This is a genomic window from Candidatus Pelagibacter sp. Uisw_092, assembly GCF_047729545.1.
Lineage (GTDB): Bacteria > Pseudomonadota > Alphaproteobacteria > Pelagibacterales > Pelagibacteraceae > Pelagibacter.
In genome coordinates this window covers 507,080-529,842 of record NZ_CP159824.1, presented here as the reverse complement: position 1 = coordinate 529,842, position 22,763 = coordinate 507,080, and the positions used below count along the sequence as shown (strand labels likewise).

Genomic DNA, 22,763 nt, shown 5'->3' with positions numbered 1-22,763 from the left:
GAAAGAATTGAAATTATTCCACAAAAAACACTCAAATAAATGAGTTTTAAATATTTCATTTAATTAAATCGAGCTTATGCGAAACATATTTTCAACAACATGTAAAAAATCTTTTTTGGCCAACAAAACAACAATATCTTCTTTTTTAAACACAAAATTTGATCTAGGAATAATTACATCTTCACCTCTTAAAATTGCCCCTACTCTAATCTCATCTGGTAAATTTGAATTCTTTAATTCTTTATTAATTAACTCTGAAGTATCAATTATTTCTGCTTCAATAATTTCGTATTCACCGTTCAAAATACTATATGCATTTTCAATTGTACCTTTATGAATGTGTTTTAATATACTGGATACAGTATTCATTCTAGGATCGATAAAATCATCAATTTTTAACGAAGATTGAAGTAAAGAGTAATTCGGTTTGTTAATTAAAGCCATTGTTCTCTTATCACTTAATTCACTGTTATCTTTAGCAAATTTTTCAACCAATACACTCACCATTAAATTGTCTTCATCATCATTAGTTAGAGCTAGTACAGTTTGTACTTCATCAATATTTGCTTCCATCAGAACTTCTTCATCTAAAGCATCACCATTAATTACAATTGTATTATTAAGTTCACTTGCAATAAATTCTGCTCTTTCTTTATTTTTCTCAATAATTTTTACTCTTGCTGAATCAAAGCTTTCTTCAAGATTTTTAGCTAAGTTAAAACCAATATTTCCACCACCAATTATTAAAATTTTATTTGAAATTTTTTCATTATGACCAAAAGCATTTAGTGTATCTTTCATTTGTGAAGCATTAATCATAACATAAGCCTTGTCATCTTTAAGCATGATATCATTTTTTTTTAAAACTATAAATTTATCTTCTCGTATTACTCCCATAATAAGAGCATTTAATTTAGGAAATTTTTTGGTGATTTCATTAAGTTTAATATCTTTTAAGGAACATTTCTCATTAATCAAAATTTCAAGTAATCTAATTTTATTGCCAGCAAATGGAACATTATCTAGTGCACCTGGGGCTTCTAATTTTCTTTGTATGGATTTAGCTATTTCAATTTCTGGTGAAATAATTACATCAATTGGTAAATTTTCTTTATTATAAACTTTTGTAAACTTAGGATTTAAGTAGTCTTGAGATCTTATCCTAGCAATCTTTTTTTGAACATTAAAAATTGAAAATGCAATTTGACATATAAGCATATTAATTTCATCATTTCGTGTTACAGCAATAATCATATCAGCATCTAAGGCATTTGCCTTTTCCAATATGGACGGGTATGTTGCTTTGCCAACTATAGACTTTACATCTAATGTCTCATCAATTTTTTGAATATCTTCACTAGATTGATCGATTACAGTTATTGAATGACCTTGTTCACTTAAAATCTTGGCTATAGTAAAACCAACCCTACCAGCTCCACAAATAATTATATTCATTTAATCTAATTCCTTGACCCCTAGGCCTTTTAATTTTCTGTGTAGAGCAGATCTTTCCATTCCAATAAAATCAGCAGTTCTTGATATATTACCATTAAATTTTTTTAATTGAGTAGTTAAGTACTCCTTTTCAAAATTTTCTCTAGCTTCTTTTAATGGTATAGATAAAGAGTTTTCTACTGATGAAATCTTGATATCTGGGGATTTTAAAGATTCTTTGATAATACTTGAAACTTTATCAGAATTATCTGGTGAAAGAATTGCTATTCTCTCAATTAAGTTTCTGAGTTCTCTTATATTCCCAGGCCATTCGTAATTTAATAAATAATCATTATTCGTATCAATATTTAATTTTTTAAGATTATAATTTGAAGAAATTTTTTTTGAAAAATATTCTACTAAAAATGGGATATCAGATACTCTATTTTTAAGTGGTTCTATATTTATCTCAAACACATTAAGCCTATGGTAAAGGTCTTCTCTGAAATTACCTATTTGAATTTCTTTCTTAATATCTTTACTTGATGAGCATATAATACGTACATTAACACTAATATCATGAGTACCATTAATTCTTTTAAATTTTTGATCTATTAGAACACGTAGAATTTTAGATTGCGTTTCAAGGGGAATTTCTGAAACCTCATCGATTAAAAGAATTCCTTCTGATGATTTTTCTAAAGCTCCATAAGAAATTGAACCGTTAACATTTTCTTCTCCAAAAAGTTCTAATTCATATTTTTTAATATCTAAAAGTGCACCGTTCAAAATTACAAAAGGACCTTTTTGCCTTTTAGATTCTTTATGAATTTTTCTTGCAATTAATTCTTTACCTGAGCCTGTTGGGCCATTAATAAAAATTCTACTTTCAGAAATTGATATTTTACTTATTTGATCTTTAATATTTTTGATATTGTCACTTACACCAATTAGGTCATAAGAATAAAAAAGCTTACTTTCAAATTCTTTATTTTTATTTTTAAGATTAATATTTTCAACAGCTCTATTGATAAAATTTAATAATCTTTCTTGATTAAAAGGTTTTTCAATAAATTCAAAAGCACCAGACTTAAGGGCTTTAATTGCCATTTCTATATTTGCGTGTCCTGTAATTATTATTACTGGAATGTTTTGATCTTTATTTTTAATGTGAGATAAAAGCTCTAATCCGTCATTATCTCCTTTATCCAATTTGACATCTATAATTGCAACATCAGGTAGTTTTTTGTCAATCTCAATTAATGCTTGATTGTAATTAGCAGCCAATCTTGTTTTATAACCAGCCTCAATAATTAAATCATTAATAATATTTCTAATGTCTATATTGTCATCAATAATCAATATTTCTGTACTCATTATCTTATAAAATTAATTTTAATCTTTGCTCCATTTTCTGTTGGTATAAAGTTAATTGAACCATTGTGGTCATTTACTATTTTATTAACAATCGCTAAGCCTAAGCCTGTACCTTTTTTTTTTGTTGTGATGTATGGGTTTAAAAGATTTTTCATATTATCCTTAAAAGTTCCAAAACCTAAACCATTATCAATAATAATAAAATCTATATTAGACAGATTATCATTTACAGTAATATCAATTTTTCCTTTAAAAGCATCATTATTTAATCTTTTTTCAATTATACTCTCAATAGAGTTTTTAATCATATTGAAAAAAACTCTACTTAGTTGCTCATTATCTGAATTAAGAATTATTTTATCCTTATTAGCATCAAGATTAATTAAAATTTTACTATCTAATTCATTTATCAAATTGATATTATCTTTAATCAAAGATATTAAATCATTATCTTTAAGTATAGGCTTTGGCATACGTGCAAAATCAGAAAATTCATTTACTAAGTTTTCAATTTGATTTATTTGTTTTCCTATAATCTTTAAACTTTTAGTAAAATCTTCTTTTTCAATTATTTTCATTTTATCTGAGTGTTTGCTTTTTAATCGATCTATAGTTAATTGAATCGGTGTAAGTGGATTTTTAATTTCATGAGCTAATTTTCTAGCTAAATTTTCCCAAGCTTCGTGTCTTTCATCTATAATTAATTTTTTTTGTTGTGCTTTTAATTGATCAGTCATTAAGTTAAAATTTTTATTTAAGAGTTCCATATCTTTATCAGCTTTAATTTCTGGAACCTTTGTATTTAAATTACCTTTTCCAATATTTGAGGATGCAATTATCAAATTATTAATTGATCTAAAAAATCTTGATGAAAATCTTATAGCTATAGATATAGATAGAAATAATAATAAAGAAACTATAACTAAATAAATAAAAACAAAAGAAATTTTAATACCAGTTTGTTTGTTTAAAACAGTATAATAAAAATTTAGAGCTTCTTCAGATTCTAATAGATATTGAGAAATTTTTTTATCTAAGTATTTTGCTATATATAAATATTTACCTTCAAAGTTTTCTAATTTTATAATTGATGCTGTTTGATTTTTATAAGCATTAATAATTTTAAGTGGTCTTTTATCGTTTAAAACCATTTCAAGAGCTTCCGGTAAGGGTGGTGTATATAGCGAAATATCCTTTAATGTTGTTAAGTAAAGAGTTCCATCACCTTCTATGATGTTAACTTCATCCATATCTCTTATTAATTTTTGTGTATTAAGAAAGCTTTTAAATTGATTAATATTTGATTTTAAAAAATTAATACTTTTATTTAAATCAAACGCAATTAATATAATTTCAGATTGTGTCTTAGTTCTAGCTTCCTCAGTATAACTTTTTGCAATTTCATAAGAGTTGTTAACCGCCGTTGTAATTTTTTTATCTAAATACTTATCGAGAGCAAATGATAATAAAAATAACGAGAATAAAGAAATTAATATCGATGGAATTAGTGTGAATAAGGCAAAAAAAGTTATATATTTTCTATTAGCTTTTGATCCACTTACATTCACATCTATTCTTAACGAAGCTCTCACTTCCTTGAAGATCACATAAAAAAATACTAGCAATAAAGCTATATTTGCAGCCAAAAGTAATTGAAGATTTTGGTCTGTTAACTTAAGAAAACTTTTATCTATAAAGGTTAAGAAAGTAACAAAACCTAATGTTAATGTAATTAGAAATATTGACCCAATAAAAATATTTTTTTTGATAAATTCGTTCATTATGAGATAAATAGATTAATAAATATTTTTATCATGAATAATTGTTTTATAATACTTGCTGGAGGAGAAAGTAAAAGATTTAATTCTAAAATACCAAAACCCTACCATCTATATAAGGGTAAACCTTTATTTTTACATTCAGTAGATAAGGCTATAAATTATAGTAAATTTAATAAAATTGTTCTTGTTATTAATAAAAAACATAAATCTTATATAAGTAAAATTAAAACTAAAAATATTAAGATTATTATAGGAGGAAACACTAGAGCTGAATCTGCCTATAAAGCTTTAAAAGCTATTAAGAGTTATAATATTAAATATGTATTAATTCATGATGCGGCAAGACCTAATTTTTCTCTAAATCTTTTAGATAGACTTTTTAAAGCAGTCAAATTAAATGATTGTGTTGTACCAGCAATACAAACATTAGATTCCGTTAAACAAAAAAATTTAAATGTGGTTACAAATTTAAAGAGAGAAAATATTTACTTAATTCAAACACCTCAAGCTTTTAATTATAAACAATTGTATAAACTCCAAGATAACCAAGGTCCTGAAGTTACTGATGATGCAAATTTGTTTGTAAAAGTTGGTAAAAAAATAAAGATCATTAAAGGTTCAGTTGATAATAACAAAATTACAATAAATTCAGATATCAAAGTTACTAATTCAATTAAATTTGGGTTGGGCTTTGATGTTCATAGATTAGTACCTAATAAAAAACTTTATTTAGGTGGAATCAAAATACCATCATATCTTGGTACCTTAGGTCATTCTGATGGAGATCCAGTTTTGCATGCTGTTATAGATGCAATTCTTGGTGCATGTAAAATGGGTGATATTGGTGAAAAATTTTCAGACAACAATAAAAAATTTAAAAATATTCGATCAACTATTTTGCTATCAAAAATTATTCAACAAATAAAAATTAAAAATTATTTAATTAATAATATTGATATAAATATTATTACTCAAAAACCTAAAATTCAAAAATATAAAAAAAAAATTACCTCCTGCATTGCAAAAATTTGCAATATATCTTCTTCACAAATTAATATAAAAGGAAAAACAACTGAAAAATTAGGTGTTATTGGTAAAGAAAAAGCTATAGCTTGTGAGGTTATTGCTTCAGTATTTAGATATGATTAAAAATTTTAATTATCTTTTAGTAACAATGTTTGGTTTAGGTAAAATCAAATATATGCCAGGTACACTTGGTTCCCTTGCTACAACAGTTATTCTTTTTTATTTATTCCATGTTTTTAATATTTCCTCAGATATCATTTTGGCTAGTTTAATGATTATTTTTGTTTATTCATTTTATGCTATTTCAACACATACAAAAGATAGTAAAAATAAAGATCCTGGAGAGGTAATTATTGACGAGTTTTTAGGACAATCTATACCTATTTATCTTTATGAGGTATCACATGGCACTAGCAAAGAAAGCAATGAAGCTATTATATATTATACTTTGTTTTTTGTATTGTTTAGATATTTCGATATTATGAAGCCTTTTCCTGTAAATTTATTCGATAAAAATTTTAAAAATAGTTTTGGAGTAATAATGGATGACATTTTTGCTGGATTTTATGTTGTGCTAACAGTTGTTTGTTTCATGATCGTTAAAAGCTATGTTTTATAATGAAAACCTTATCTAATAAAATTGTTAAAAAACTAATACGAAAAAAAATTAAAATTTCATTTGCTGAATCTTGTACAGGTGGAATGCTGTCTAGCATCATAACATCTGTAAGTGGCTCTTCTAAAGTGTTTACTTTAGGTTTGGTTACTTATTCAAATAAGGCAAAGATAGATATTCTTAAAGTTCCAAAAAAAATTATCACTAAATATGGTGCTGTTAGCAATGAATGCTGTATATCAATGGTAAAGAATCTAAGTAAAATTAGTAAAACCAACCTATCTGTCTCCATCACAGGAATTGCGGGACCTAATGGTGGAACAAAATTAAAGCCTGTTGGTTTAGTCTATATTGGTATTAAAAAAGGAAACAAAATAATAACTAAAAAAAATCTATTTAAAAATAAAAATAGAATATCTATACAAAAAGTTACAGTAAGTACTGTACTTAATATAATTGATAAGATTATCTAACTTTTAGCCCAACTTATACTATTCCAAATTCTTTCATGAAAATAATATAAAAAAATTTTTGTTATAGTTCGATACTGCCTATAGATATTCCTATTAATAAATCACCTGTTAACGCCCATGCAATAATAAAAGTTGTTAAACTGGCAGTAACACGCCAAGTTAATATTTTAGCAATTATTCTTTTTTGTAAGCCTGCAGTCATGACAAACCTTTCTGCACATATAGTTATTTAATTATTTATCTACCCTTAAATAAATCATGAGCTCTTTTTTTAAAAGAGTTAGCTATTTTATTTAAACCATACTGAAAAGATCTATCCATTACAATATTTAAAAATTTATTTTCAATCTCAAAATCAATATCAAAAGATATCTCAGTAGAGTTATCCTTTTCAAGAAAAATCCATTTATTATCCAAATGTTTAAGAGGTCCTTCAATATTGGTTACTAGGATAGTGTCTGTATCTTTATTAAATCTGACATCACTTTTATAGGTTGCCTTAAATGGACCCTTACCTATTGTAAGATCTGCAATTATTGAGATTAGATTTTTTTCTTCTTTTTTTTCATAAATCTTTGCATCTAAGCAATAAGGTATAAATTTTGGGTAATTTTCAATATCTAGAACAAGATCAACTAATTGTTCTTTATTACATTCAATTAATCTCTTAACTGAGGCTTTGGGCATTATACTTTTCTAATCTATTTTTTTGTAATTGAGCAAAGTCTTCATCTGCATGATAAGAAGATCTTGTTAGTGGTGAAGATGAAACTAATAAAAAACCTTTAGATTTTGCAATATTTTCTAGATCCTTAAATTCATCTGGATGATAATATCTTTCAAGAGGGTGGTGTTTTACTGAAGGTTGTAAATATTGTCCTATTGTTAAAAAATCTACATCAGCAGACCTTAAGTCGTCCATCACTTGAATTAATTCATCTTTACTTTCTCCTAAACCAACCATTATCCCTGATTTAGTAAAAACTTTTTTATTAATTTTTTTTACATTTTTTAAAAGTTCCAATGAACCAAAATATCTCGCACCTGGTCTAACTTTTAAATAAAGTCTTGGAACTGTTTCAATGTTATGATTGAAAACATCTAAGTCTGCTTCTAAAATTTTTTTATAATAATTACCCTTTCTTAAAAAATCTGGGGTTAAAACCTCAATAGATGTTTGGGGATTTTTTTTTCTTGTAGCTGTAATTACATCAAAAAAGTGATTGGAACCTCCATCTTCTAAGTCATCCCTATCAACAGAAGTTATAACAACATGCTTAAGATTAAGTTTGTAAACAGCATTTGAAATTTTAAAAGCTTCGAATGGATCTAAATTTTCAGGTTTGCCTGTTTTTACATCACAGAAAGCACAAGCTCTTGTACAAGTATCGCCCATAATCATAAATGTAGCATGACGCTTACTCCAACATTCTGTAATATTTGGACAATTAGCTTCCTGACAAACTGTTACTAAGTTATTTTGATTAACAATAGTTTTGGTCAAGAAGAATTCTTTACTATTAGTTAATTTAGACCTTATCCAATCAGGTTTTTTCTTAATTGGATTTACAGGTTTGTTAACTTTTTCTGGGTGTCTTGGTTTAATTATCATTCTTCTTAATTATATAGAGGGTCTCCCCTTCTTTGCCAAACATAAATTTTTCTCTGATTAAAGTTTCAACATAATCTAGGTCTAATTTAGTACTTAATAGAGAATTTTTGAATTTAAGATCTTTGATTTTATTAGATAAATTAACTTCTTCAGCTTCTAGATTTATTAGAATTTCTTTTTTTTTTAAATATGAAAAAAGGCCTCTTTCACCATCTAGAAGGTTAAAAAAAAAATAAAGTATTAAAAAAGTAGAGATTAATATAAAATAATTCTTTTTTAATTTACCCAGCATTAATGAATTTTACTCATTAATGCTTTTTTTCCAAGCTCTTCTTCTATACGTAATAATTGATTATATTTTGCAACACGTTCAGATCTAGCTAGAGATCCAGTTTTGATTTGATTTGAATTTGTACCTACAGCGAGGTCTGCTATAAAAGTGTCTTCACTGTCTCCAGATCTATGAGAAATTATTGTTTTATATCCGATAATTTGTGCAAACTTAATAACCTCAAGTGTTTCAGATACCGTTCCAATTTGATTAAGTTTAATTAATATCGAATTTGATGAGTTGTTTAAAAAACCCTTTTTAAGTCTTTCTAAATTAGTTACATACAAATCATCTCCAACTATTTGGACATTATTAGTATTTTTCATTAATTTACTCCATGCCATCCAATCATTTTCTCCAAATGGATCTTCAATAGATTTAATTTTGTATTTATTTATTATTTTTTTATATTCTTTAATAGATTGATCTACCGAAACAAATTTTTTTGAATGAATAGAGTATTTATTTTTTTTGATTAATTCATTTGCTGCAACATCTAAGCAAATCGAAACATCTTTTCCATTTTTAAAACCTGACTTATTAATTGCGGTAACAACTAAATTCAAAGCTTTTTCATTGCTACTGATCATTGGAGCAAAGCCCCCCTCATCTCCTACAGATGTTGATAAACCCTTTTTAATAATCAATTTTCTTAAGTTATTAATTACAACAAAACATATTCTCATAGCTTCTGAAAAACTCTTAGCTTTATCAGGTCTAATCATGAATTCTTGAATTCTTAATCCATTATTTGCATGTGCTCCTCCATTAATAATATTCATTAATGGGTAAGGTAATCTGTAATTATTTTTTACTAAAAAAGTTTTATATAAAGGGATTCTTTTAATTTTAGCAGAAAGTTTCTTAGTAGCCATAGATACAGCTAAAATAGCATTAGCACCTAAACTTGTTTTTTGGCGAGTGCCATCTAAATTAATTAGGATTGTGTCTATACGTGTTTGATCATGAATATTTGCACCTGTTAGTTTTTTAGAAATTTTTGTATTAACTAAATTAACTGCACCTAAAACACTTTTACCTAAATATTTTTTATTATTACTGTCTCTTTTTTCAAATACTTCATAAGTACCTGTAGAGGCACCTGATGGACAAATAGCTGAGGCACTTAAATTTTTTGAATAAACTTCTGCTTCAATTGTTGGATTCCCTCTACTATCAAAAACTTGACGAGCTCTTACTTTTAAAATCTTACTCATTTATTTTTTAATTAGATTATCTATTTCAAATAATTGAGATAGCAATTTTTCTAATTTTTCTAGTGGAACCATGTTGGGTCCATCAGACGGAGCATTATCTGGGTCTTGATGTGTTTCAATAAAAACACCCGCAACACCAACTGCAACCGCAGCTCTTGCTAAGTATTCAACAAACTCTCTTTGACCACCACTGGTCTCACCTAGGCCACCGGGTTGTTGGACTGAATGTGTAGCATCAAAAATAACAGGGTAACCATTTTTTGCCATTATAGGTATAGACCTCATGTCGGAGACAAGAGTATTATAACCAAAGCTTGCTCCTCTTTCTGTAACTAAAATGTTATTATTGCCTGATTCAGCAATTTTTTTTGTAACATTAACCATATCCCAAGGTGCAAGGAATTGACCTTTTTTAACATTTATAATTTTCCCAGTTTTGGCTGCAGCAATTAATAAATCTGTTTGCCTACATAAAAATGCTGGAATTTGCAATATATCGGCATGAGGGGCTACAACTGAACATTGTTCAGCATTGTGTATGTCGGTTAATATTGGAATATTTAATTCTTTTTTAATTTTATCAAAAATAGGTAAAGATTGTTCAAGACCCGCACCTCTTTGTCCTTTTAGACTTGTTCTATTAGCCTTATCAAAAGATGTTTTATAAATAAAACCCATATTAAACTTGGAAGTTATTTCTTTAATTTTACTAGCCATATCCATAGCGTGTTGTTCCGTCTCAAGTTGGCATGGTCCAGCAATAATACAAATTTTATTATTATTTGAAATTTCTATATTTCCACAATTAACTTTTATATTTTTCATTTATGATTTTTAGCTGCCTTGATAAAAGATGAGAATAAGGGATGTGGCGACAAAGGTCTAGATTTAAATTCTGGGTGAAATTGTACAGCAATAAACCAGGGATGGTTTTTTAGCTCAATAATCTCTGGTAATTTTTTATCTGGAGATAATCCTGAGAAGATTAAACCATTTTTTTCAAATTGATCTTTATAACTAATATTAACTTCGTATCTATGTCTATGTCTCTCTTGGATTGATTTTAATCTATAGATTTTTCTAATAAATGAATTTTCTTTTAATCTAGCCTCATAAAGACCAAGTCGCATAGTACCCCCTAAATCTTTATCGGTTCCTTTGATTAATTTTCCATCTTTATTCCATTGAGATATCAAACCAATAATTGGAGTTCCTCCAAATCCAAATTCACTCGATGTAGCTTTTTTAATATTTAATTTATTCCTCGCAAACTCAATAATGGCCATTTGCATTCCAAAACAAATTCCAAAAAAAGGAATTTTTTTCTCTCTAGCATACTTAATTGCTTCTATTTTGCCCTCAGTTCCTCTTTTACCAAATCCACCTGGGATCAAAATTCCAGAGACTCCTTTTAATCTTTTTTTAATTTCAGAAATTTTTAAGTTTTCAGAATCTATTCTAACTAAATTAATTTTCAAATTATTATCAATTCCACCGTGTGTTAGAGCTTCGTCTAGTGATTTATAAGCATCTTTAAGCTCAACATATTTTCCAATAATTGCGATATTAATTGTTTTTTTTGTGTGTAGAATAATTTTAGTAATCTTTTTCCAGGGATTTAAGTTAACTTTTTTTCTGGATTTTATTTTAAAATACTCGAGTACCTGTTTATCTAAATTTTCTCTATTGAAACTAATAGGTGCTTCATAAATAGTCTTAACATCAACAGTTTGAATTACATTTTCAATTTCAACATTACAGAATAAAGATATTTTTTTTCTATGCTCTAAAGGTATGGACCTTTCAGATCTGCAAATAATAATATCAGGCTGTATACCAAGACTTCTTAATTCCTTTACAGAGTGTTGAGTGGGTTTTGTTTTTATTTCATCCGATGCTTTAAGGTACGGGACTAGTGTTAGGTGAATAAATAAAGCATTTTTTTTTCCTACATCATTTGAAAATTGTCTAATAGCTTCAACGAATGGAAGGCTCTCTATATCACCTACTATTCCACCAATTTCACAAATTATAAAGTCTTCCTTTGATATGTCATTTTTTATAAAATCTTTAATACGGTCAGTTATATGTGGGATAACCTGAACTGTTTTTCCAAGGTATCCTCCTTTACGTTCTTTTTTTAAAACATCACTATAAATTTTTCCAGTTGTAATATTGTCAGATTTTTTTGCAGATATTCCAGAAAATCTTTCATAATGACCTAGATCTAAATCTGTTTCTGCACCATCATTTGTTACAAAAACTTCGCCATGTTGAAAGGGACTCATCGTTCCTGGGTCAACATTTAAGTAAGGATCTAATTTTCTTAAACGTACTTTAAAACCTCTAGATTGTAGTAAGTATGCAAGGGATGCTGAAGACAGTCCTTTTCCTAATGAAGAAACCACACCGCCGGTAACAAAAATAAATCGCGCCATGGTAATATCTTATAGCGATTAATTAATGAATTTAAAAGGATTAATTATTATTTTCAGGAATTGAAGGAGTATCGCTAGATTTTTCCTCAATGATATCCAATACAGAAGATGTAGGTTTTAATTCACCTCTAGATATTATTGTTAAAGCTAAGCTACAAATTATAAATAAAGTTGCAACTGCTGCTGTAGCCTTACTCATAAAATTACCAGCAGATCTTGAAAGCATAAAATTATCTTGAGAAACACCTATACCGAGTGCTCCGCCTTCAGATTTTTGGATTAGTATCAGAAGCACAAGTATTGTTGCAAGTACTAAGTTGACTACTAATAGAATATTTTCCATGAGGATTAATTATATGTTTTTTTGACTATATCAATAAATTTTTTAACGTTTTGAGATGCTCCACCAATTAAAAAACCATCAATATTATTAATTTCTCTTAAGATTGTTATATTTTTAGGATTTACAGAACCCCCATATAAAACTTTTGGTAATTTACCTTTAAATTTACTTTTGATGAATTCTACTGTTTTAAAAAGATCTTGAGGTTTCGGTATAAGACCACTACCTATAGCCCAAACAGGCTCATAAGCTAAAAAGATATTTGATTTATCTATAATATTTTTTAAACCAATTTTAATTTGTTTAGATAAAATTGAGTTCGTCTTGTTTTTTCTTTTTTCAATTAAGGTTTCACCAATACAAAAAATAACTTTTAATTTTGCATCAAGAGCACTTTTTATTTTTAGATTAATTAGATTATCACTTTCACCCTTTTCTCTGTTTTCTGAATGACCAATAATAACAAAATGAGCACCGATATTTTTTAACATGCGAGAATTAACATGCCCTGTGTGAGCACCATAATCTTTACTTTCATGACAATTTTGCCCACCAATACCAATTTGACAATTATTAAATTTTTTTGAAAAAGAACCTATTAAAGTATTTGGAGGACAATAAATTAACCTACCTCCCTTTATTTCTTTAGACTTAGAAAATTTAATAACTTTATCCAATGTATTTAAAGAAGATAAATTCCCATACATTTTCCAATTTGCTACAAAATACATATATTTATTTGTCATAATGAAAATTTTAATCTATAGCTTGGTATTTTAAAGATCAATAAATTAATGAAGTAATGATAAATCCATTTAAAAGTTCTACAAAAAAAAAGATTGGTGGCTTAATACTAATTTTTGTTATTATAATAGCTTTTGGCTTTGGTGGATTTGGTGGCGGATTTAGCACTGGCAACCAAAATAATATAGCTAAAATAAATAATACTAATATCTCTACACAAGATTTCATGGATTACCTCAATCAATCTGGTTTAAGTCAGCAAGTAATAAAAGAAAATATTGATAAAAATATAATTGAGGAACTTTTGTCGTCTTTGGTGTCAATGACTTTACTTGATCTTGAAATAAAAGATTTAGACTTAGTCATGTCAGATGAAATAATTGTAGAAACTCTTAAGAAAAATAAAAACTTTCTAAACAAAAATGGCAATTTTCAAAGAACTCTTTATGAAAAGTTTTTACTTACAAACAATATGAGTGCAGCGATGTATGAAATAAAATTAAAGAATAACGTTTTACAAAAAGAATTATTTACGTATATAAGTGGTGGTGCCAAATCTCCCAAGTTTTTAACTAATAAATATTTTATAGAAAAAAATAGAAAATTAGATATTGAATTTATTAAATTAAATAGATTTTATAAAAAAGCAGATGAATTTACTGATCAAGAAATTAAAATTTTTATTGATGAAAATTCAGAAAAACTTAAACAAGATTTTATTGATTTTTCATATGTGATTATAACACCCAAAAACTTATTGGGCATAGATGAATTTAATCAGGCTTTTTTTGATGCGATTGATGAAATTGACAACAAAATATCTAAAAACATCGATTTTAAGACAATTACAAATGAACTAAATATCAATATAATAAAAAAAAAAATTATATTAATTTAGAAAATAAAGAAACAATTGAAAATAAGATTTATCAATCTAGAAAAGATAAGATTGAGATACTTGAAGATAATGGAATATTCATCTTTTATCAAATAGATAATATTAATCAAAAATTACCAAATTTAAATGATGAGAGATTTGTAAAACAAATAACAAATCTTCTATTTCAAAAAGAAAAATTTGAATTTAATAAAGGTATGCTAAGTCAATTAGATAAAAATGAGTTTAATCAATCATCTTTTGATAAACTTGGAAATGGTGAAGTTGAAAAAATTCAACTAAACTCAATTAAAGATATTAATAAATTTGAAAGTAATTCTGTTAAAATTTTATATACACTACCAATTAAGACATTTACTTTAATTGCTGATAATGAAGATAATATATTTATAGCTAAAGTTGTAAAATTTGAAGATACAAAAATTTCTCAAGATTCAAATATATTTAATGCAATCTCTAACGAAGCAAGTGCAGAAAATAGAAATGGGATATTAAAATCATACGATTACCTTTTAAACAATAAATATAAGGTGATAGTTAATGAAAAAACCCTTGATAGAGTTAAAAATTATTTTAGATGATGCTAAACCGAAACTTTAAAGATTTTAAGTTTCAACACTCTAGAAACAAAAATCAAATCATATACACCACTCAGAAAGTACAAAATGATCAGGAAGTTTTAAACTTAATTGACAATTTTCTAGGGGAAACAAATAGTTTTATTTTTGAGTCAGTTGAGAAAGGAAGAATAAGAGGAAGATACACCATATTTGGCAAAAACCCAGACAAGATTTGGGAATTTAATAATAGAAATTCTTATCTAACTGCAAATAATATTAAAAAAAAAATTAAAGGTGAGCCAGAAAAAATTATAGAAGAAATAATAGAAGAATTTAATTTTAAAACGCCAGCAGGACTACCGCCTATTTGTTCTTTAATATCAGGATATTTTTCTTACAATTCTATTAGATATATCGAAAAAATTCCCAATAAATGTGAAGATGATTTAAGACTGCCTGATGTTAGACTTTTAAGACCGAGAACAGTGATTATTCATGATAACTTAAAAAAAAAGATTTTTTATATTATAAATGTTTTCAATGATGAAAAGATTTTAAATTATAAAAAAAAATATTTTGAAATTGAGAGTGAAATTAATGACTTATTAATACAAGCCTCTCTAATAAAAGATAATTCCAACAGTAATACAAAAACTAATATTAGGGTTAAATCCAACACATCAAAGAACAAATTTCTAAGAATGATTAATAAGGCAAAAAAGTACATTAAAATTGGAGATATCTTTCAAGTAGTTTTAAGCCAAAGGTTTGAAGCAAATTTATCCAAAACACCCTTGGAAATTTACAAAAAACTAAGAGTTACTAACCCCTCTCCTTTTATGTATTTTTTTAATTTTAAAGATTTTCAGATAATAGGAGCTAGTCCAGAAATCTTGGTTAGACTAAGAGATAACAAAATTACAGTTAGGCCAATTGCAGGGACAAGACCTAGAGGTAAAAATTTAAAACAAGATAATTTTTTTGCAAAAGATTTACTTAAAGATAAAAAAGAACTTTCTGAGCATTTAATGTTACTTGATTTAGGCAGAAATGATGCTGGTAAAGTTTCCAAAATAGGAACTGTTAAAGTTACGGAGAGTTTTATGATCGAAAAATACTCTCATGTAATGCATATAGTTTCTAATGTAATAGGTGTTTACAATAAAAAATTTTCAAAATTTAGATCATTACTTGCTGGATTTCCAGCTGGCACTGTTTCTGGTGCACCTAAAATTAGAGCTATGGAAATTATTGACGAACTAGAAACAACAAAAAGAAAAGTTTATGCTGGAGGCATTGGTTATTTTTCTGCAAATGGTGAATTTGACACGTGCATTGCCTTAAGAACTGCTGTTGCAAAAAACAAAAAATTCTATGTTCAGGCTGGTGCAGGCATAGTAGCTGATAGTAATCCAATTAAAGAATACGACGAAACTGTAAATAAAGCAAAAGCTTTAATGAATGCCTTAAAATAATGAAAATTATATTAATAGATAACTATGATAGTTTTACATTTAACTTATATCACTATGTATCATCACTAGGTGTTACAGTTGATGTCATTAGAAATGATAAAATTACCCATCAACAAATAATAAAGAATAAATATGACAAAATTATTATATCGCCTGGACCAGGTAATCCAAATCAATCAGGGAATTGCATTCAAATAGTAAAAGCTCTTTATAAAAATATACCTATTCTTGGTGTGTGTTTAGGTCATCAAATTATTGGTCAAGTTTTTGGTTCAAATATTGTCCAAACAAATAAGTTAATGCATGGGAAAACTAGTGTCATAAAATCAAAGAAAATGGGTATACTTAAAAATCTTCCTTCTGAATTTGAAGCTACAAGATATCATAGCCTTATAGTTGATAAAAAAACTTTATCTAATCAACTTGAAATTACTGCAGAAACAAAAGATGGGATTATAATGGGTATAATGCACAAAGAATATAATATCCACGGTATTCAATTTCACCCTGAAAGTATAAAAACTATCATTGGAATTAAAATATTAAAAAATTTTATTAACTACAAAAGTAAATGAAAATTTTCATAGATAAATTAAGAAATACCCAAGACTTATCATTTAATGAAAGCAAAAATGCTTTTGAAATACTGATGGATGGCAAAGCATCAGATGAAGAAATATTTGATTTTTTAACACTGCTTTCAAAAAAAGGTGAGATCTCAGATGAAATTGCTGGTGGGGTTTACGTACTAAGAAATAAATCTAAAAGAGTTAATGTTAATGATTGTATTGACACCTGTGGAACAGGTGGAGATGGTATGAATACACTCAATATCTCAACAGCTTCAGCACTACTTCTATCTAGTATGGGTATTAAAGTTGCAAAACATGGTAATAAAGCTGTTTCCTCTAAATGTGGGTCTGGTGACGTTTTAGAAGCTTTAAAAATAAAAATAGATTTAGAACCAAAAGATATTGAGGAACAAATTCAAAAAAATAACTTTGGTTTTATGTTTGCACCTAATTATCACAGTGCAATGAAATTTGTTGGACCAACTAGAAAAAAAATAGGCAAAAGAACAATTTTTAATATGATTGGTCCTTTAAGTAGCCCTGCCCTAGTTGACAGACAAGTAGTCGGTGTTTTTGATAAAAAGCTATTAAAAATTTTTGCTAATGCTTTAAAAAATTTAAATATTAAATTTGCCTGGATTGTAAATAGTGAAGATGGGTTAGATGAAATATCACCCTATTCAAAAACCAATGTTGTTCAATTAAAAAATGGTAAAATTTCTGAAATATTAATTGACCCTATAAAACTAAATATAAATGCAAATGAATTTAAAGATTTACTTGGTGATGATGCAAAATTTAATGCGAACAAAATGCTAGATATTTTTAAAGGTGAGGATAACGATTTTTCAAAAGCTGTTTGTTTAAATGCTGCAGCAGGCCTTATTGTTTCAGAAAAGCATAAAGTGTTCATTAATGCTTATAATGAAGCAAGAAAACATATTTTATCTGGAAAAACATACAACGATTTAAAGGAAATTCAAAATGTCTAAAGACGTATTAGAAGAAATTATTAAAAAAAAAATTAAAAAAATTGATTTATTAAAAAAATCAATTTCATTGAATGTTTTAAATGAACAAATAGATCAAAATAAATCATTTATCAATTTTAAAGGTAAGATCCAAAACAATGTTGATAATAATAAAATCTCTTTAATTGCAGAAATAAAAAAAGCAAGCCCGTCTGCTGGTATTATAATGAACAATTATAATCCTGCAGAAATAGCAAAAATCTATAATAATAATAAAGCAACTTGTTTGTCAATTCTTACTGAAGAGGATTTTTTTTTAGGTAGACTAAACGATATTACCAAGGTTAAAGAGAGAATAAACCTGCCCATTCTGTGTAAAGATTTTTTTATTGATAAATTTCAAGTACCTCTTGCAAGAAGTTATGGGGCAGATGCAATACTAATTATTTTAGCTGGAGTTTCTGATGATCTAGCTTTTGATTTATACGAGGAAGCTTTGAAATTTAACATGTCAATAATAGTTGAAGTACACACAGTTAAAGAAGCGAAAAAAGCACTTGAGTTTAATGAAGCTTTAATTGGCATTAACAATAGAAATCTTAAAACTTTAATAACAGATATAAATACAACTTATGATATTCACAATGTTTTAGTTAATCACTCTGGACCATTAATTTCAGAGAGTGGAATAAAAACAAAAGAAGAACTTTTGGCATTATACAAAAAAACTAATATTAAAACTTTTTTAATTGGTGAATCACTTTTAAAAAACTTGGATGATAATTCAATTTTTTCAATTCTTTAGTCAAATAAACCCTAATTTTAAACACTTTTTAGCTATTGTTAAAATAGAAGAACACTTGTAGAACATATTTTGTACTTTATTTGTTCTTATGTTAACTAAAAAACAAAAAAATCTGCTTTTATTTATAAACAAGAGGTTAAGAGCTTCTGGTGTGTCTCCTTCATACGAAGAAATGAAAGATTCTCTAAATTTAAAATCTAAATCTGGAATTCATAGGTTAATAAGTGCCTTAGAAGAAAGAGGGTTTATTAGAAGACTTGCTCATAAAGCAAGAGCTTTAGAAGTAATAAAGCTTCCAGAAACAGCTTCCGCCAATGATATTTATAATAATTTTTCACCAAGTGTTATAAGAGGTGGATTGGATATTGAAACTAATAATGCAAATGAAATAGAAATACCAGTTTTAGGAAGTATTGCTGCTGGAACCCCAGTAGAAGCTATACAAAATGAAGTTTCTAGAATACCACTTCCTAGTAATCTTGAAAAAAATGGTCAATATTTTGGTCTAAAAGTTAAGGGTGATTCAATGATTGATGCTGGAATTAATGAGGGCGATACTGTTATTATAAAAAGATCTGACACGGCAGATAACGGTAAAATTGTTGTAGCCTTAATAGATGAACATGAGGCTATGCTAAAAAGAATTAGAAGAAAAGGGAAAACTGTTGCTCTAGAAAGTGCAAACAGAAACTATGAAACTAAAATATTTGGTCCTGATAGAGTAAAAGTTCAAGGTGTACTAGTATCTTTATATAGAAACTTCTAAAAAAATAGTCTAAAAATCACACATGTCTAATGTTGCAACAAGATTTGCTCCCTCTCCCACTGGAGCTCTACATATTGGTGGTGTAAGAACTGCTTTATTTTGCTGGTTATATTCAAAAAATAAAAAAGGCAGCTTTCATTTAAGAATTGAAGATACAGATAAGGAAAGATCTAAAGATAAACATAAAATTCAAATAATAGAATCTTTAAAATGGATTGGTATAGAATATGATGGAGATTTGTATATTCAATCAACCAAAATAAATGATCATATTGCTGTTGCAGATCAAATGCTTAATGATGGGCATGCTTATAAATGTTACTGTTCTACTGAAGAGATAGAAGAACAGAAGAAAAGAGCTAAACAAAAAAAACTACCTTATATCTACAGTAGAAAATGTAGAGAATTGCATAAAAGTGACGCTCCAAAAAATATTAAACCAGTTGTAAGGTTTAAAAGTAAAATTGAAGGTTTTTCAGTGCTCAAAGACTTAGTACAAGGGGATGTTAAAGTAGAAAATAAAACTATAGAAGATTTTATTATTTTAAGGAATGATGGGACTCCAACATATAATTTGTCAGCTACTGTTGATGACCATAAAATGAATATGACGCATATTATTAGAGGAGATGATCATAAAATAAATAGTTTTAAACAAATACAAATATACCAATCAATGAAATGGGTCTTGCCGTCATTTGCACATATCCCATTAATTCATACATTAGAAGGTAAAAAATTATCCAAAAGAGACAATGCCTCAACATTTGATGACTATTCTAAAATTGGAATAATGCCAGATGCTCTAAGAAACTACCTATTAAGATTAGGCTGGTCTTATAAAGACAAAGAAATATTTACTTTAGAAGAAAGTATTAAATACTTTAATTTTGAAGGTATAGGGAAATCACCCTCAAAGTTAGATATAAGCCGTATTCTATCAATGAATGAGTATTATATAAAAAATATTAGTGAAGAGGAGTTGTATAATCATTTTGTACAATATTGTGAATTATATAAAGAAAAAATTTTGACCGAGAAAGAGAAAAAACTTAAAATATCATTAACTTTTCTTAAAAATAAAGCCAAAACATTGGAGGATATATATAATAATGCTAAATATATAATATCTGATCATGTTAGTTTTAATGTAGAAGATTTGAAACTTATTGATGATAAGGCAAAAAAAATAATATCAGAGTTTGCAATTAAAGTTAAAGAATTGAAAAATATCAACAAAGAGATTTTAGAGCCTATTATGAGAGATTTAATAGATAAAAATAAAACAAATTTTAAGGGTATTGGACAACCTTTAAGAGTAGCTTTAACTGGATCAAAATTTGGTCCTGGCCTTTATGATATAATTATATCTTTAGATAAAGAGGAAATTATCAAAAGATTAGGAAATAAGATACTTAGCTAAAATTGAAGATGCCTCACTAGATGAAGATGTGTTTGATCTAATTTCGTCTAAAGTTATTTGACAATCTTTAATTTGTTTTTCCATTAAGCTTGGGTACTTTAACAAATACATTAAAGACTTATAAATTTCTTTAGCATTACATTCGTTTTGGATCAACTCTGGGATGATCTCTTTATTATTAATGATATTTATAATATTTACATATTTAATTTTTACTAAAAACTTAACAATCATAAAGTTTAAAAAATTCATCTTATAGATTATAATTGATGGAACTTTCGCATTACAAATTTCTAATGAGACTGTACCAGATTTTGAAACAGCGAAAATAGAGTGTGATAAAATTTGGGCCTTTATACTTTCATCAGAAACCATGTCTGTATTATTTAAATTTAAAATTTTTAACCTCTCATTTATTAAAACTTTATTTGCTTCTGTTGCATGAAATATAAAGAGATAATTATGAGATTTTTTGTTCATTATCTTGATAAAATCAATTAAGATAGGTAAAAGTAAATCAGTCTCTGATAATCTACTACCAGCAAACAAAGATATAATTTTTTTATCTTTTGGAATTAAGCTTGCTAAATCTGTTTTATTTTTAATATTTTTTTCGAGTAAAGGATGACCAACAAAAGTACTTGGAATATTTTCTTTATCATAATATTTCTTTTCAAATTTAAATAACAAGAGAACATGATCTAAAAAATTTTTAAACTTTTTTACCCTACCTTCTCTCCATACCCATATTTGTGGTGACACATAATGAATTGTTTTAATTTTATTATTAATTTTTTTAACTCTTTCAGCAACTCTAAGACTAAAGTCTGGGCTATCAACACTAAATAAAATGTCTGGATTAAATTTAATAATTTCATCTACTGTTTTGTTAATCCTATTTCTTATTTTAAAAATATTCAATATAACGCCTGTAAAGCCTATATAGGTAATTTCATTAAGTTTAAAAATAGACTTTATTCCTAATGAGTTAAGATGAGTTCCACCTACACATAAATATTCTATATCTGGATTATTAATTTTGAGTTTAGATATAACAATTGAAGCTAACTTATCTCCAGAAGGCTCACCTGTTACTATAAAAATTTTTTTCATTTAATTGTTATAAACATCTTATTTTTATTCGCATAATTAATGCACTTATCTTTATCCATAAAAATATTTTGCTTTGATTTTAATATAACTCCAACAACACCCACTTTTTTACAATCTTTTAATGTGTCTAGACCAATTGTAGGCAAATCTATTCTTAAATCTTGCTTTTTTTTGGGAAATTTAATAAGTATGCTATAGAATTTATTTGATTTTTTTATTGAATGAAGCATTTTTTTTGTTCCTTTGAATGTTTCTGTGGCAATTATTTTAGAATTTCTAATAACTAAACCTTGAACATGATTGTACGCATTCAAACTAAGTAACGATTTAATGCCTTTATCAATAAAAGTGTGGTCATTTTTATTCGGTTTTAGTTTTGTATAATTGCCTTTTGCTAAGGTTAGCTCTGGATTGTATTTAATAGAACTGACTACTTTTATCTTTTCCTTTGCTAACACCTTTATTATTGTGTTTAAAATTGCTGCATCACCTAATTTAGATGCTCTAATTATTTTGGGTATGTAATATAACCCTTTAAGATCTAATTTAAGTTTTGAAAAAATTGGTTTATTAATTTTTCCAGCAAAGAGTACATTTTTACATTTTTTTTCTTTAATAAGTCTTATAATTTTTCCAAATTGTCCTATTGAAATTTGATATGAATTATTATCTTTTTTAAAATTTTTATTCTTAGATAAATCAATAATAAAATAGGCTTTATTTAATTCCTTAATCTTTTTAAGTATTTTTTTAGGGAAATCATTATCACCAAAAAATAATCCTATCAT

25 protein-coding genes are annotated in these 22,763 nt (G+C 26.8%); 11 read left to right on the top strand and 14 right to left on the bottom strand.

The features are described from left to right. Positions 1–63: 63 nt before the first annotated feature. Genes trkA through ABXT63_RS02805 form a run of 3 tightly spaced genes read right to left on the bottom strand, consistent with a single transcriptional unit; the run spans position 64 to position 4,592 of the window. Entirely contained in the window at positions 64–1,455 is a 1,392-nt protein-coding gene (trkA, locus tag ABXT63_RS02815; RefSeq protein WP_415321674.1) for a Trk system potassium transporter TrkA, read from the bottom strand. Continuing rightward, complete coding sequence (locus tag ABXT63_RS02810) at positions 1,456–2,811, bottom strand: sigma-54-dependent transcriptional regulator (RefSeq protein ID WP_415321672.1); 1,356 nt, start codon at positions 2,809–2,811, stop codon at positions 1,456–1,458. After that, complete coding sequence (locus ABXT63_RS02805; RefSeq protein WP_415321670.1) at positions 2,811–4,592, bottom strand: ATP-binding protein; 1,782 nt, start codon at positions 4,590–4,592, stop codon at positions 2,811–2,813. Before ABXT63_RS02805 ends, ABXT63_RS02810 begins: the two co-directional genes overlap by 1 nt. A 33-nt stretch (positions 4,593–4,625) precedes the next feature. Here ABXT63_RS02805 and ispD point away from each other — a divergent pair, with 33 nt between their 5' ends. From ispD to ABXT63_RS02790, 3 genes are read left to right on the top strand one after another with little or no spacing between them, the layout of a single operon-like run. After that, entirely contained in the window at positions 4,626–5,741 is a 1,116-nt protein-coding gene (gene ispD, locus ABXT63_RS02800; RefSeq protein WP_415321668.1) for a 2-C-methyl-D-erythritol 4-phosphate cytidylyltransferase, read from the top strand. Further along, positions 5,734–6,237: a phosphatidylglycerophosphatase A gene (locus ABXT63_RS02795; protein WP_415321666.1), complete on the top strand. Its 504-nt coding sequence runs from the start codon at positions 5,734–5,736 to the stop codon at positions 6,235–6,237. Before ispD ends, ABXT63_RS02795 begins: the two co-directional genes overlap by 8 nt. Next, the gene (locus ABXT63_RS02790; protein ID WP_415321664.1) at positions 6,237–6,707 is read left to right on the top strand and encodes a CinA family protein; all 471 of its coding nucleotides are present in this window, start codon (positions 6,237–6,239) and stop codon (positions 6,705–6,707) included. The genes ABXT63_RS02795 and ABXT63_RS02790 overlap by 1 nt, the downstream gene beginning before the upstream one ends. Positions 6,708–6,768: 61 nt before the next feature. Here the strand turns inward: ABXT63_RS02790 and ABXT63_RS02785 are convergent, their stop codons facing one another. From ABXT63_RS02785 to ABXT63_RS02745, 9 genes are read right to left on the bottom strand one after another with little or no spacing between them, the layout of a single operon-like run. Next, positions 6,769–6,909 carry a DUF2061 domain-containing protein gene (locus ABXT63_RS02785; protein ID WP_415321663.1) on the bottom strand — a complete coding sequence of 47 codons (141 nt, stop codon included), beginning with the start codon at positions 6,907–6,909 and terminating at the stop codon, positions 6,769–6,771. Positions 6,910–6,944: 35 nt separating this feature from the next. Next, positions 6,945–7,394 carry a type II toxin-antitoxin system RatA family toxin gene (locus ABXT63_RS02780; protein ID WP_415321661.1) on the bottom strand — a complete coding sequence of 150 codons (450 nt, stop codon included), beginning with the start codon at positions 7,392–7,394 and terminating at the stop codon, positions 6,945–6,947. Beyond that, on the bottom strand, positions 7,375–8,319 hold the full coding sequence (gene lipA / locus ABXT63_RS02775) for a lipoyl synthase (RefSeq protein ID WP_415321659.1): 945 nt from the start codon (positions 8,317–8,319) through the stop codon (positions 7,375–7,377). Before lipA ends, ABXT63_RS02780 begins: the two co-directional genes overlap by 20 nt. Beyond that, a complete protein-coding gene (locus tag ABXT63_RS02770) occupies positions 8,309–8,611 on the bottom strand; it encodes an FtsB family cell division protein (protein WP_415321657.1) in 303 nt (100 codons plus the stop codon). The genes lipA and ABXT63_RS02770 overlap by 11 nt, the downstream gene beginning before the upstream one ends. Beyond that, the gene (eno, locus tag ABXT63_RS02765; RefSeq protein WP_415321655.1) at positions 8,611–9,867 is read right to left on the bottom strand and encodes a phosphopyruvate hydratase; all 1,257 of its coding nucleotides are present in this window, start codon (positions 9,865–9,867) and stop codon (positions 8,611–8,613) included. The genes ABXT63_RS02770 and eno overlap by 1 nt, the downstream gene beginning before the upstream one ends. Further along, the gene (kdsA, locus tag ABXT63_RS02760) at positions 9,868–10,692 is read right to left on the bottom strand and encodes a 3-deoxy-8-phosphooctulonate synthase (RefSeq protein WP_415321653.1); all 825 of its coding nucleotides are present in this window, start codon (positions 10,690–10,692) and stop codon (positions 9,868–9,870) included. It lies immediately after the preceding gene. Then, the gene (locus ABXT63_RS02755; protein WP_415321651.1) at positions 10,689–12,305 is read right to left on the bottom strand and encodes a CTP synthase; all 1,617 of its coding nucleotides are present in this window, start codon (positions 12,303–12,305) and stop codon (positions 10,689–10,691) included. The genes kdsA and ABXT63_RS02755 overlap by 4 nt, the downstream gene beginning before the upstream one ends. A 40-nt stretch (positions 12,306–12,345) precedes the next feature. Next, on the bottom strand, positions 12,346–12,648 hold the full coding sequence (secG, locus tag ABXT63_RS02750; protein ID WP_415321649.1) for a preprotein translocase subunit SecG: 303 nt from the start codon (positions 12,646–12,648) through the stop codon (positions 12,346–12,348). A 5-nt stretch (positions 12,649–12,653) separates the two neighbouring features. After that, entirely contained in the window at positions 12,654–13,394 is a 741-nt protein-coding gene (locus tag ABXT63_RS02745; RefSeq protein ID WP_415321647.1) for a triose-phosphate isomerase, read from the bottom strand. Between the two features lie 56 nt (positions 13,395–13,450). Between ABXT63_RS02745 and ABXT63_RS02740 the strand changes: the two genes are divergently transcribed. The 8 genes from ABXT63_RS02740 (at position 13,451) to gltX (ending at position 20,862) form a co-directional block, all read left to right on the top strand. Further along, the gene (locus ABXT63_RS02740) at positions 13,451–14,290 is read left to right on the top strand and encodes a SurA N-terminal domain-containing protein (protein ID WP_415321645.1); all 840 of its coding nucleotides are present in this window, start codon (positions 13,451–13,453) and stop codon (positions 14,288–14,290) included. A 197-nt stretch (positions 14,291–14,487) separates the two neighbouring features. Next, positions 14,488–14,871 (top strand): hypothetical protein, encoded by a 384-nt coding sequence (locus ABXT63_RS02735; RefSeq protein WP_415321643.1) that lies wholly within the window; start codon positions 14,488–14,490, stop codon positions 14,869–14,871. Continuing rightward, positions 14,871–16,325: an anthranilate synthase component I gene (gene trpE / locus ABXT63_RS02730; protein ID WP_415321934.1), complete on the top strand. Its 1,455-nt coding sequence runs from the start codon at positions 14,871–14,873 to the stop codon at positions 16,323–16,325. The genes ABXT63_RS02735 and trpE overlap by 1 nt, the downstream gene beginning before the upstream one ends. After that, a complete protein-coding gene (locus ABXT63_RS02725) occupies positions 16,325–16,900 on the top strand; it encodes an anthranilate synthase component II (protein WP_415321641.1) in 576 nt (191 codons plus the stop codon). The genes trpE and ABXT63_RS02725 overlap by 1 nt, the downstream gene beginning before the upstream one ends. Beyond that, entirely contained in the window at positions 16,897–17,889 is a 993-nt protein-coding gene (trpD, locus tag ABXT63_RS02720; RefSeq protein WP_415321639.1) for an anthranilate phosphoribosyltransferase, read from the top strand. Before ABXT63_RS02725 ends, trpD begins: the two co-directional genes overlap by 4 nt. Beyond that, positions 17,882–18,673: an indole-3-glycerol-phosphate synthase gene (locus tag ABXT63_RS02715; protein WP_415321637.1), complete on the top strand. Its 792-nt coding sequence runs from the start codon at positions 17,882–17,884 to the stop codon at positions 18,671–18,673. The genes trpD and ABXT63_RS02715 overlap by 8 nt, the downstream gene beginning before the upstream one ends. A gap of 88 nt (positions 18,674–18,761) precedes the next feature. Further along, the gene (gene lexA / locus ABXT63_RS02710) at positions 18,762–19,439 is read left to right on the top strand and encodes a transcriptional repressor LexA (RefSeq protein ID WP_415321635.1); all 678 of its coding nucleotides are present in this window, start codon (positions 18,762–18,764) and stop codon (positions 19,437–19,439) included. Between the two features lie 22 nt (positions 19,440–19,461). Beyond that, on the top strand, positions 19,462–20,862 hold the full coding sequence (gene gltX, locus ABXT63_RS02705) for a glutamate--tRNA ligase (protein ID WP_415321633.1): 1,401 nt from the start codon (positions 19,462–19,464) through the stop codon (positions 20,860–20,862). Here gltX and lpxB read toward each other — a convergent pair. Further along, complete coding sequence (gene lpxB, locus ABXT63_RS02700; RefSeq protein WP_415321631.1) at positions 20,839–21,975, bottom strand: lipid-A-disaccharide synthase; 1,137 nt, start codon at positions 21,973–21,975, stop codon at positions 20,839–20,841. The genes gltX and lpxB overlap by 24 nt on opposite strands. Beyond that, positions 21,972–22,763 carry a UDP-2,3-diacylglucosamine diphosphatase LpxI domain-containing protein gene (gene lpxI / locus ABXT63_RS02695; RefSeq protein ID WP_415321629.1) on the bottom strand — a complete coding sequence of 264 codons (792 nt, stop codon included), beginning with the start codon at positions 22,761–22,763 and terminating at the stop codon, positions 21,972–21,974. The genes lpxB and lpxI overlap by 4 nt, the downstream gene beginning before the upstream one ends.